Genomic DNA, 11,527 nt, shown 5'->3' with positions numbered 1-11,527 from the left:
GGGCTTAGCCCACGCCCTCTCTTTGTACAAATAGCTCTTAAGAAGGGGCATCCCGCCCTGCGGGATGCCCCTTCTTATAGGAATAGTATTACTGGGGAGGAGTAGACTGGTTTGGCACTGTACCGTCGGGTACAGGAATAGCCCCACCTGGCACAATTTCGACGGTCGTTGCACTAGTGCCGCTGAGTTGAGCTAAAGTCGCCTGAAGTTGAGGCAGTCGCAGGAGGGCTTGAGTATCGTTGAGCAAGCGGTCGCCCCAAAGCTGTTCTCGCAAAAATTCTACATCGGCGTATCGATCATCTTGGCGGAGAGCGGTTTCTGCTTGCTGAACGGCCGCTTCTACATTGCCCTGACCGTAAGTCACGACGGCGATCGCAAACTGAGGCTCTGGCTGGTTTGCATCAACTTCTAAGGCTGCCTGCCATTTTTCTAACGCCCCTTCAACATCGCCCATTTCATACAGAACCAAGCCAATGTTGTTTGTAGCAGGCCAGAATGCCTCGTCTAGCTCTACTGCTCTTTCGTATTGGGCGATCGCCTGGTCAAACTGATTTAGCTTGTAGTAAGCATTGCCCAGGTCAAACAGCGCACCTGGCACTTCCGCGTCAAGCGCCAACCCCGACCGCAGGTATTCCACCGAACGGTTGTAGTCTTCTAGTTGAAAGTAAGCTGAGCCAAGCGCAAACAAAATTGCTGCATTCTCTGGGTCTAGCCGCCGCGCCCGCTGCAAAGCCGAAATGCCCTTGTTTAGATCTAGCGTTTCGGGGGTCAGGTAGAGACTTCCTAGCAATGACCAAATTTGAGCATTTTCGGGAGCCAGCTGAGTGGCAAGCTGCGCTCTGGACAACGCTGGTTCATACTGCTGAAACTGTGCAAGCTGTGCTGCTTCTTGGGCCAAACTTAAGCCCTGCTGCTCAAGCTGCTCAACCTCTAAAGGCACAATGTGGGGAACTAAAGCCTGTCCATATACTGGTCGAGCAGCGCCCCACAAACCAGCTAGAACCAGGAAGGAAAGCAAAGAAATACGCTTAAGCACAATTTGACTAGAATTACGAGGGTTTTCAGCTAGCTTAAATCATCTACCTGCGATCGGGGAAGAAAATTCATAGATGGGAGACTAGTGAAAGCGGGACTAGTGAAAGCGCATAAAAATCAGCTTCAACAGTCTCCCAAACTTGCTCTTGCATTCCGCCTCAACATGGCAGGCTTGATGCGGCGGAGGGCAGACGCAGGGAAGCGCTGATCCCATTCCTCGTCAGAAAGTTCAGCCAGTTCTGTCAGTTTTGGAGATACATTCTGGGGATATGGCTGAAATTCAGCTACATCCGTAGGTTGGGCAAAGCGCTGATTCCAGGGGCAAACGTCTTGGCAGATGTCACAACCTGCAACCCAGCCCTGGAGTTGAGGGGCAATCGCCTCTGGCAATTCTTCAGCACGGTTTTCGATAGTGTGATAAGCAATGCAGCGGTTGGCATCGACGACAAAAGGTTGGGCAATCGCTCCCGTGGGACAAGCCTCAATACATCGGGTGCAGGTGCCACAGTGCTGAGTGTGAGGGCGATCGCTTGCTAATTCCAGATTAGTCAACACTTCTCCCAAAAACACCCAGGAGCCATACTCCCGCGTGATCACATTGCTATTTTTGGCAATCCAGCCGATTCCGGCTCTTTCTGCCCAGACCTTGTCTTGGACAGGACCAGTGTCGGCGTAGGGTCGAGCCTGAACCCCTTCAGCTTGAGCCTCTAGCCAGCTAGCCAGCGCCTTCAGCTTTTTGTGCATCACCTTGTGATAGTCTCGCCCCCAGCCGTAGCGAGAAATTTTGGCATACTCCTCACCGTCAGGGCGGACGTGAGGAGTGTAATAGTTCATCGCCACGCAGATGACTGACTTTGCGGTGGGCATAACCCGATGAATGTCTTGCCGTTTGGGATTTTTCATCCAGTCCATCTCTGCCTGGTAGCCCTGCGCTAACCAGCGGTTTAAAGCCTCGTCACTTGCAGCATCTAGAGGCTTTGCCGTTGGACTGCCGGTGGTTTGTGCTGGCACTACAGCAGCAATTCCTACCTTATGAAAGCCTAAATCCAGAGCTGTTTGCTTGATGGAAGCGCAATCCACAGCCGGGGGAGCGACAGGAGTAGGGCTGTTTAAATCCATAATTCTTCTAAACGCGTCTGATCTGTAACGTTGCAAGTAAATGTTTCATAACGAGCAGCTTCAGGTTATGCCCTTGGCTAAACGCTAATAGCCACTTCTATGGGATTCTCAGCGCTAATACTAAGCTAGCGTTTGTCACTCCGTTGGTTGATTAGGGTTCGATTTAACTGCGATCGCCTCAACATCAAAATGCAGTTGAAGCTCACTGAACTAGCAAGATCTCTCGGATGGAGCAAGCGATCGCCTGTTCCGTTTGATATTTTTGCCTTAATGCTCAGCACCAAGATGCTGTATAAGAAGCCCTAACTGGAAAAACCTTGAGGAGCCTTGGCAATGACTGTTAAGCCTGAGACAATCTCACCCACTGAACAAACTATTTCAGGTATCTCAGAACCAGTCATTTATCACTATTTTGAGACTCTAAATTCAACAGACTTTCAGGCAACGGCTGCTTTATTTGCCGCAGATGGGGTGATGCATCCTCCGTTTGATGAAGACCAGGTTGGAGGAGAGGCGATCGCCAATTATCTACAAGCAGAAGCAAAAGGAATGAAGTTTCATCCGCGTCAGGGCATCTTCGAGACCCTGGAGGACGGAACTCACTACAAAATCACCGGCAAAGTACAAACCCCTGTGTTTAGCGTGAACGTTAACTGGCTATTTGTGCTGAACGCTCAGTCAGAAATTCTCTCAGTCAAAATCAAGCTTCTAGCATCGCCCCAAGAGCTGTTGGGCATGAAGCAATAGAGGCAACAATAGCAATACCTGATTCTTAGAGGTTGATTTTTAGAGAATGCGATCCTTAAAGGGTCGCATTCTTTTTCCGGATTGAGCGGAAATAGGTTTGGGAATACTAGTGACTTACCTTGACTCACCTAACGCTAGCAGCACAATCATTGCAATGTTTTGCCAGCACCCAATTTGTCTGTTGAAGTGACGAGACCCTAGCATTCGGTTTCCCAACTCCGTTTCATGCTGTATATTCAGCTACGACATGAATCGATTGCTAGCTACGGGTTAAGTTCACTCTAACGATGAAAACTGCGCTTTCAGACTAGTTTGTCAAAGAGCAGTGCGTCAGATAGATTGTCAGAACACCAATTCATTAAAACTTTTGCAATCGAAAATCGTAACTCTAAAATCCCAAATAGTTCAGAATCTGATTGCGAAATTGCTAAGGTAGAGCGATCGCCCAACTCAAGCCCCTCATCGACGCCCCTACAAACCATTCCTCAGCTACTCCTACACATTAGCGGAGGCGATCCCGCCCAACAACGATAACGCAACAATGACAATTAGCAACCGTTAAACAACCTATTAGACACCGACCGTCTCTATCCAAGCGACGAGACTAGAGCAACGAGGAGAACCTGAGACCGTGAGATTTGAACGAATAATTCCCAGTCTTCTGGGTATTGTGGGCGCTTTGATTATCGCTTCTCCAGCAGAGGCGGCTCGACTGCAATTCTGGCGCTTTAATCCAAGTCAGAATCAGCTCGTCTTCACCACAGATAGCGGCGTGCAGCCCAGGGCGCAACTCATTTCTAACCCAACTCGGTTAGTGATCGACCTACCAGGAACAACCTTAGGCAACTCAAACTTGAGTCAGCTTGTAGGCGGTGGGGTGCGCGAGGTACGCGTTGGACAGTTTGATGCACAGACTGCCCGCATTGTGATTGAGCTTGACCCTGGATACACGCTCGACCCACAGCAGGTGCAGGTACGAGGGGCAACACCTACCCAATGGACAGTGCAACTGCCAACACCTGAGCGAGTTGAATCTCCTCCCTCAGTGACCACTCAGCCTCCCAGTGAATCTACTCCCCAAGAAAGTTCTCCATCGGTTTCAGGAGCAGCCACTCAGCTAGAAAATGTGCGAGTGACCCCTGATGGGTTTTTCCTTCGCACCAGCGGGGCAGTACCAGAAATTGAAGTCGATCGCAGCCGTAACCGTCGTGAACTCTATTTCGACCTGGAGAACACCGCAGTTTCATCTCAACTGGCAGCCGAAATTCCGGTAGGTCGTTTTGGCGTAGAGCAAATTCAAATCAGTCAACTTGAATCTGACCCACCCACTGCCAGAGTCACCCTTGAGCTATCCGATCCAAACATCGATTGGGAAGCTACAGCCAGCGAATTTGGTGGAGTTGTGCTGATTCCGACCAGCGGCTTTGCTAGAGAAGACGAACCCCCCAGCGTTGCCCCTCCCGTTGCTCAAGCTGCTCCCGCAGAACCTGCCACTATCGAAGGTATTCAACTAAGCAACAACTCTCAACTGTTGATTCAGGCGAATCAGCCACTGACTTTTACATCCGGATGGGATCGAGCAACGGCCGATTATCAAATTACGATTCCGAATGCAAGACTTGCTAATAACGTCGACAGTCCTCAATTAGACGCGAGCAGCCCGTTGCGACGAGTTCGTCTACGGCAAGAGGACAACGACACCGTTGTGATTTCGGTGCAGCCTGCCGCTGGCGTAAACATTAGCGGAGTCAATCAGCCCAGCCAACAATTGCTTTCATTGGAACTGCAACGGGCAGGTCAGCGCCCCCCTAGTGGCAATCCAATTCCTGTTACGCCTCCCCGTGCTGGCTATCCACCCACTGATTTGCCAGGTGTACCCAACAGTCGCATTGTCGTGGTAGTCGATCCGGGACACGGCGGTCCTGATCCAGGTGCAATTGGCATTAACGGTATCCGCGAGAAAGATATTGTGCTGCCGATCGCCCTGGAAGTTGCCTCTCTGCTAGAGCAACAAGGCATTCAAGTTGTGCTGACTCGACAGGATGATCGTGACCTGGATCTAGAACCCCGTGTCCAGATTGCTGAACGGTCCAACGCCAACCTGTTTGTAAGTATTCATGCTAACGCCATCAGCATGAGCCGCCCTGACGTGAATGGCATAGAAACTTACTATTACTCGAATAATGGTTTGCGACTCGCACAAGTTATTCACGCGAGTATGGTGCAAAATACAGGCTCAGCGGATCGAGGAGTACGTCAGGCGAGGTTTTACGTTATTCGAAATACTTCTATGCCAGCAGTTTTGTTAGAAACTGGGTTTGTGACGGGGCGAGATGATGCCCCACGTCTGGGTGATCCGACATACCGTAGCCAGATGGCAGGAGCGATCGCCCGTGGCATTCTTCTCTATGTTCAGCAAAACTTTTAGATAAAGCTTTACAACTTTTAACTGTAGGCTTTACTGTGTTCACAGCTTTTTCTGTGTTTAATTCCCTGTGTCTAACTCTTCTAAAACCCATCCTTGCTCTGAAGCAACAGACTCCCAACTCGGCATTCACTCTCTGGCTGGTTCCAAGCGCTCTCCAATCGACCCTCTAGCAAATCTGGGAACCAATTCTCAACGCGCCAGAATTGGTGTATTTGACAGTGGGGTAGGGGGGCTGACTGTCCTGAGAGAAATGTATCGCCAGTTGCCCAACGAGTCGATTTTGTATGTGGGCGACACTGCAAGAGTGCCCTACGGCAATCGCTCTGCGGCAGAAATTCTCCAGTTTGCCCGAGAAATTCTGACCTGGCTGTGTCAGCAAGGTGTGAAAATGATCGTCGTCGCTTGCAACACCAGCGATGCGATCGCGATTGATCAGCTCTGTGGTGAAATCGAAGTGCCAATTCTGCGCCTAATTTTGTCAGGGGCACGGGCTGCCGTTCAGCAAGGCAAGCGCGTTGGCGTAATTGCGACACCTGCAACCACAGCCAGTAATGCCTACCGTCTGGCAATTTTAGAAGCAGACAGCACGGTTCAAGTCTGGCAAGTAGGTTGTCCAGAGTTTGTGCCGCTGATTGAGCAAAACCAGATTCACACTCCCTACACTAGAGCGATCGCACTGGAATATCTCACGCCCCTACTAGAGCAAAACATCGACACGCTCGTGTACGGCTGTACCCACTATCCTCATCTCTCGCCAATCTTAAGAACTCTTCTGCCGCCCTCCGTTCAGCTCGTTGATCCGGCTGTGCATGTGGTGGCTGCTGCCGCTCAAGAGCTAGACCTGCTAGGGCTAAAGAGCACTCGTCCACCTTTGCCAACTCGCTTTTGTGTCAGTGGCAACCCCGATCATTTCAGGCAGGTTTCAGTTCAGTGGTTAGGCTGTACGCCTCTTGTTGAGCAAGTGAACCTGACTGAGACAGTCGGGGTCTAACGCAGGTCAGCATGATGCCGAAGCAACGCTATCGTACATCTGTACGAAGAGAATGAATTGGTGTATAATCTGTCTCCAGATAGTTGCGATAAATGTCCAGTCTTAAGAGAAGTGACGGCGATTGCTCCGCCTCCTGAACACACGGCACAACCCTTACTCAGCGCAGTGCTGAGATGAGCAGAGTACTCAAGCCTGTAAGCGTTGTACAAGCATCAGCAGCAGATAAACCGCTAGAAGGTAGCCTGCTGCCAAGACTGGGATGATGAATGGAATACCGTTGTACGTCATAATTAGCAGCCTAGTAAAGTCAGAGTTCAAACTAAACAAAATTAAGCCAAAGCCTAAGCTCTGCGCTTTCAATTAGATATTTTGTCTCCGTCCTCCCAAAGCCATGCCATGCAGGATGCAACCTAAAGGACACATCCAACAGGAGACTCGTTCCGAGAGAACAGCCATTTCAGACTGCCAGCGGCAATCCAAATCTGGATAATTGATGAACTAACCTGGCTAGCTTTAATTTGAAAGTAGATAGGCACAGCAAGAGGAGCGCAAAATTAGAACTCCTTATACCCTTGCCGCTACTTCAGAATTGCCGTAGCCCTATTCGCGTTAAGTTCGAAAACTTTTAAATCTCTATAAAAATCCTAGCACAGGATTTTGGTTTTCAATAGGGCATTCTTTCATAGACTTAATAAATCTACATGAGGCTGGAATAGGCTTTTTCACAAGGTTAGACAATCAAAACTGGACTGAGACAGCCGGGTTCCTAAGAACATTTTTGCTAGGTACTTCTGCTTATTAAAATACTGCTTTGGGGAGTTGTAAAACATCTGTCGAACATCAACTCCAATCCGAAATAAAAGACGCAATCGAACTAGGACAAAACAAACTGCCTATAACGAGCACTTATATAAAGCTCACTGCTAACTCAGATGTGATTAAATCCGAGCAAGGGAACTAGTAACACTCTAATTAGCCTGATTAGCCGTTTGCGGGTAGACTCTTACTGCTATCAATATTCTGAAATCCCCTCCAGGAGATAGAAAACTCTAGAACCCAGACTTTGTTCTTTCAGATGCAGAAGGCTTGCCTTAGAATAGATCTAAGATATGTAAAATTTTGTAATCTAACGCCTGAAGCGGCTCATTCATGACCTCAGCGACCTCTCTCTTTTCACCAGTTGAAGCGGATCTGCGCCTGCTCACAGAAAATTTGAAAAACTTGGTTGGTGAACGTCATCCTATTTTGTATGCTGCCGCAGAACACCTGTTTGGGGCAGGAGGAAAGCGCCTCAGACCCGCCATCGTTCTGCTGATTTCTCGCGCTACGATGCCCGAACAAGATATTTCTCCTAAGCATCGTCGGTTGGCTGAAATTACCGAGATGATTCACACTGCCAGTCTAGTACATGATGATGTGGTAGATGAGTCTGATGTAAGGCGCGGTGTGCCGACGGTTCACAGTAGTTTTGGCAACCGAGTTGCGGTACTTGCAGGAGATTTTCTGTTTGCTCAGTCTTCCTGGTATCTGGCAAATTTGGATAATTTGGCAGTTGTGAAACTGCTGTCTGAAGTAATCATGGACTTGGCAGAGGGTGAGATTCTCCAAGGCTTGAGTTGCTTTGAAGCAAACCTATCGATTGAGGCGTATTTAGAGAAAAGCTATTACAAAACGGCTTCTCTGATTGCTAATAGCGCGAAAGCAGCGGGGCTGTTGAGCGGTGTGTCTGCTGAGCTAGCGATGCATCTATATAGTTATGGTCGTCATATTGGTCTGGCGTTTCAAGTTGTCGATGATATTTTAGATTTCACGGGTTCGATGGAATCCCTGGGTAAGCCCGCTGGGTCTGATTTGAAGAGTGGCAATTTAACCGCACCTGCTCTCTATGCCTTGGAGGAAAAGCCCTACCTGGAGTCCTTAATTGAGCGAGAGTTTGCTCAGGATGGAGATTTGGAGCAGGCGATCGCCCTAATCAAAGACAGCCAGGGAATTGAGCGTTCTCGCGAATTAGCTGCGCAGCACGCTCATGCGGCAGTTCAACACTTGAGTGATTTGCCTCATTCAGAATCTCGCCAAACGCTGATTAATCTAGCGGACTACGTTCTTAGCCGCTTGTATTAGGTCAATCCTGTATTAGGTCAATACAGGATGTTACGTCTATATCAAATCTCTGCTTCGGACTCAGTTGCAGCAGTTTGGATGTAGGCGATCGCCAGAGGCGTGATTTTCTGTACAACCTGATCGATCACCGTGTGATCTAAATCTGTCCACACCCTCGGCTGCCCAAACACGCAAGGCTGCAAAATGCCCCATAGCTGACCATCCTGGCAAAGGTGGGCGTGAATCAGGGCGCGATGACCAAATTCTCGCTGCTCAAATGCCAGATTAACCACTTTGGGGTCAGCAGTTTCTACGTCTTCGACGAAAACGGAAGCTTCAGTGCGGAGGGCTGCGGCAAAGAGTGGGTCTTCTTCAGGTAAAGACTCTGGCTCAGCTTTCCAATCCGAATCCAGGACAGTGGGAATTTCGTCGCTGCGAATCCAGCAGTAAGGCACCATGCCCATCTTGCTTTCTGGGTTGCGGAGATAGAGAAAGCAGCGATCGCACTCTAGGACCTTTCCGAGTGCGGGTAGCAAAGCCGAAAAAACGGCATCTGGCTCATCTGGGAGCCACACGTCTTGTAAGTCAGTTTGAATGGTTGGGCTAGACATAGGTGATGAGGAGACAGGGTAAAAAGCGAAATGGCGAGCTGTTTGAACAGCTGTTCGAACGATGCGATCGCTTTACACCGTAGCGTCTTTACTCAAACTTCAAACTCTATCGTGTGGCGGAAGAGTTATGGTAGCGTTGCGGTTCAAATTCTTTGCTCAACGGTTTTCAGAATTGAATGCTGACATTAACCGGATTCAGGTCATTCAGCCCCGAAATGACATTCTGAGGACTTGTGAAACTTTGAGCAATGGCTTTGAGTCAGCAAGTGCAACCCTCACCCCCCTTGTATTGCTGTGCGGCGTTACTTTTTGTTCTTAATGAAGCAAGTTTTTAGACCCATCGGGCAGTGCCTTACAACGGCTGTTGTAACCTCTGCGATGCTCGAAAGCTATGCGTTACCCCTTCTGGCTAACCCAAATGCCAACTTTTCTCCCCCTCAACCTGCAGAAAGTAGCGACTCAACAGTTCAGACTAATGCTGCACCGCTGATTCAGCCTGAAGTGGTTGCACCGCCAGAGACAGTAGTCGTACCGCCTGCTTTGACAGAAATCAGAGTTGAACCGACTTCAGCAAGTGCAGCAGATGTAGCTCCTGTAGCTGAACCGTCTGCTGACCAGAACAGTACTGTTGGAGAAACTTCACCAGCAGAATCGGGCAGCAGTCAGAGCAATACCAACTCTGGCACTGACACAGAGACGAATGCTGGTTCTGTACCTGAAGAAGCTGGGCCAACTCAAATTGCTGAGCCAGCAGAAGCAGAGGCGATCGCCAACGCTGTAGCTCTGGAGTCTGCAAGACAAGAACTGGCAGGGAAACTAGAAGCAATCGTTGAGCAAGATAAACCCGAACGTGAGGCAGAATTTCGCCAAAACTTAGTTATCTCAGCACTTCACTATGCTGAAGTAGGGGAGTTTGACCAGGCGCGTCAGGTAGCCCAGCATCCTGCTCTACCCACAGAGATCCAAACTGAGGTCCTGACCAAAATTGCAGAAATCGAAGCAGTAGCGGCTCAGCAGCCACAGATCGCAACAGCGGAAGGAGCTGCGATCGCTCAGGCACCCACTGCCCTTGCCCCCTTAAGCTATCCAGTTGCGGGCTATTCCAATATTGGCGCTCGGACCCTGCCTCCTGGGTTGGCTGGGTATCAGGGCGATCGCTGTCTGGTTCCTGCCGTGACTCCAGCAGCAAACAGCTCAAAGGAAATTGTCGTCAACCTGAGCGGAATCAAGCTTGCTGCTACTCCCTCCACCCTTACACCTGACCAGCAGCTTGCTTCGCTGCTCACCGTCTCAAATGCGGCGAACGAAACCATCAACTTGATTCAAAGTTCTAAGGTGGAGAAGCTGCAACTGGGTCAAGTTTCTCAAGAACCCATTGCTCTCTCGACAGAGAACAGTTTCTCTCAAGAAATTGAGTCTGAAGAAACGGCATCTGCAGATGTAGGTCTCCACAAGCCGAGTGCTGAGCGCTGGGGTGAGGTTAAGCTAGACCGTGTCGTAGGTTCGACCTTAGACAGCTTGTTGAATAAAGTCGGCATTACCACCATTCCCGCTGTTTTTGACTCCATGTTTCTAGGACAGTCTTATCTGTCTGCCAGCGAATTTGAGCAAGCCCAGCAGACCATACCAATGCCTTCAACTGAGGTTTCGTCTGAAAGGATGGAATCACTGAATGGTGAACCCAATCTAGAAGCTAACTCAGCAGCCCTGCCAGACATCACTGTTCCTAGCATGTCTATCGCCGACCCGACACGGGCGATCGCTCTGGGACAGTCCTCACCCTTAGAAGGAGTAGATAAAGGGTTTGGCAAGGTCAATGCGATCGCCCCTCTGCAGTATGCAAACTGGCAAAAACCTGAAGCTGAAAACCCCTTTGCGGTGCTGGCAGCGTCTACAGGCAGCATCAACTGTGCTGTTGCACCAGGACGCTTCACAGGCTATTCCGTCACCACTGCCGTGAGTCAGCAATTTAGTAGAATCGGGCTGGCGTTTCCACTCCCCATTCCAGCAGCACTAACTTCTGCCTTTGGCTGGCGCATCCACCCCATTTCGGGCGATCGCCGCTTCCATGCAGGGGTTGACCTAGGCGCACCGCAAGGTACTCCTGTAGTTGCTGCTGTGTCCGGTCGGGTTGCCGTTGCCGACTACATGGGCGGCTACGGTCTAACCGTTGTGCTAGAAAATCAGGACGTAGCACTCCGCAACCTCTATGCTCACCTGTCTGGCATTGCCGTACAGCCTGGAGCCTGGATTGAACAAGGCAGCGTCATTGGTTGGGTGGGCAGCACAGGTAACTCCACCGGCCCACACTTACACTTTGAGGCGCAACAACTCACTGCCAATGGTTGGGTTGCAGTTGACCCTCTAGCTAGTGGAGCGCTCACCGTCGCTAGAGCACAGCAATAAGAACTTAAAGAAAAGAGGGAGCAGGACAAAGCTCTACTCCCTCTTTTCTTGGTAGCTTTGGTAGCTACAGCTATAGTTGGATGGCTGTAG

At 49.9% G+C, this 11,527-nt stretch carries 10 protein-coding genes; 7 read left to right on the top strand and 3 right to left on the bottom strand.

Going from position 1 to position 11,527, the window contains the following annotated elements:
• Positions 1-88 precede the first annotated feature (88 nt).
• Together H6G00_RS17800 and queG are read right to left on the bottom strand one after the other, a co-directional pair.
• Positions 89-1,036, bottom strand: coding sequence for a tetratricopeptide repeat protein (locus H6G00_RS17800; protein ID WP_190641386.1), 948 nt, complete (start codon positions 1,034-1,036; stop codon positions 89-91).
• 122 nt (positions 1,037-1,158) lie between these two features.
• Positions 1,159-2,154, bottom strand: coding sequence for a tRNA epoxyqueuosine(34) reductase QueG (gene queG / locus H6G00_RS17795; RefSeq protein WP_190797770.1), 996 nt, complete (start codon positions 2,152-2,154; stop codon positions 1,159-1,161).
• Positions 2,155-2,286: 132 nt separating this feature from the next.
• Here queG and H6G00_RS17790 point away from each other — a divergent pair, with 132 nt between their 5' ends.
• The 5 genes from H6G00_RS17790 (at position 2,287) to sds (ending at position 8,441) form a co-directional block, all read left to right on the top strand.
• Positions 2,287-2,460 (top strand): hypothetical protein, encoded by a 174-nt coding sequence (locus H6G00_RS17790; protein ID WP_190797769.1) that lies wholly within the window; start codon positions 2,287-2,289, stop codon positions 2,458-2,460.
• Positions 2,461-2,487: 27 nt separating this feature from the next.
• The gene (locus H6G00_RS17785; RefSeq protein ID WP_190797768.1) at positions 2,488-2,901 is read left to right on the top strand and encodes a ketosteroid isomerase family protein; all 414 of its coding nucleotides are present in this window, start codon (positions 2,488-2,490) and stop codon (positions 2,899-2,901) included.
• A 631-nt stretch (positions 2,902-3,532) separates the two neighbouring features.
• Complete coding sequence (locus tag H6G00_RS17780; protein ID WP_190797767.1) at positions 3,533-5,329, top strand: N-acetylmuramoyl-L-alanine amidase; 1,797 nt, start codon at positions 3,533-3,535, stop codon at positions 5,327-5,329.
• Positions 5,330-5,486: 157 nt separating this feature from the next.
• The gene (murI, locus tag H6G00_RS17775) at positions 5,487-6,320 is read left to right on the top strand and encodes a glutamate racemase (protein ID WP_190797775.1); all 834 of its coding nucleotides are present in this window, start codon (positions 5,487-5,489) and stop codon (positions 6,318-6,320) included.
• Positions 6,321-7,469: 1,149 nt separating this feature from the next.
• Positions 7,470-8,441, top strand: a complete 972-nt coding sequence (gene sds, locus H6G00_RS17770) for a solanesyl diphosphate synthase (protein WP_190797766.1) — start codon at positions 7,470-7,472, stop codon at positions 8,439-8,441.
• Positions 8,442-8,482: 41 nt separating this feature from the next.
• Here sds and H6G00_RS17765 read toward each other — a convergent pair whose 3' ends face one another.
• The gene (locus tag H6G00_RS17765; RefSeq protein ID WP_190797765.1) at positions 8,483-9,031 is read right to left on the bottom strand and encodes a GAF domain-containing protein; all 549 of its coding nucleotides are present in this window, start codon (positions 9,029-9,031) and stop codon (positions 8,483-8,485) included.
• Positions 9,032-9,158: 127 nt separating this feature from the next.
• Between H6G00_RS17765 and H6G00_RS17760 the strand changes: the two genes are divergently transcribed.
• Both H6G00_RS17760 and H6G00_RS35495 read left to right on the top strand, forming a co-directional pair.
• Positions 9,159-9,350, top strand: coding sequence for a hypothetical protein (locus H6G00_RS17760; protein ID WP_190641380.1), 192 nt, complete (start codon positions 9,159-9,161; stop codon positions 9,348-9,350).
• Complete coding sequence (locus H6G00_RS35495; RefSeq protein ID WP_242042326.1) at positions 9,350-11,437, top strand: M23 family metallopeptidase; 2,088 nt, start codon at positions 9,350-9,352, stop codon at positions 11,435-11,437. Before H6G00_RS17760 ends, H6G00_RS35495 begins: the two co-directional genes overlap by 1 nt.
• Positions 11,438-11,527 lie beyond the last annotated feature (90 nt).

This window comes from Leptolyngbya sp. FACHB-541 (assembly GCF_014695875.1).
Classification (GTDB): Bacteria; Cyanobacteriota; Cyanobacteriia; order Elainellales; family Elainellaceae; genus JAAUTN01.
The sequence above is the reverse complement of the archived record's forward strand: the minus strand, read 5'-3'. Positions and strand labels throughout refer to the sequence as shown.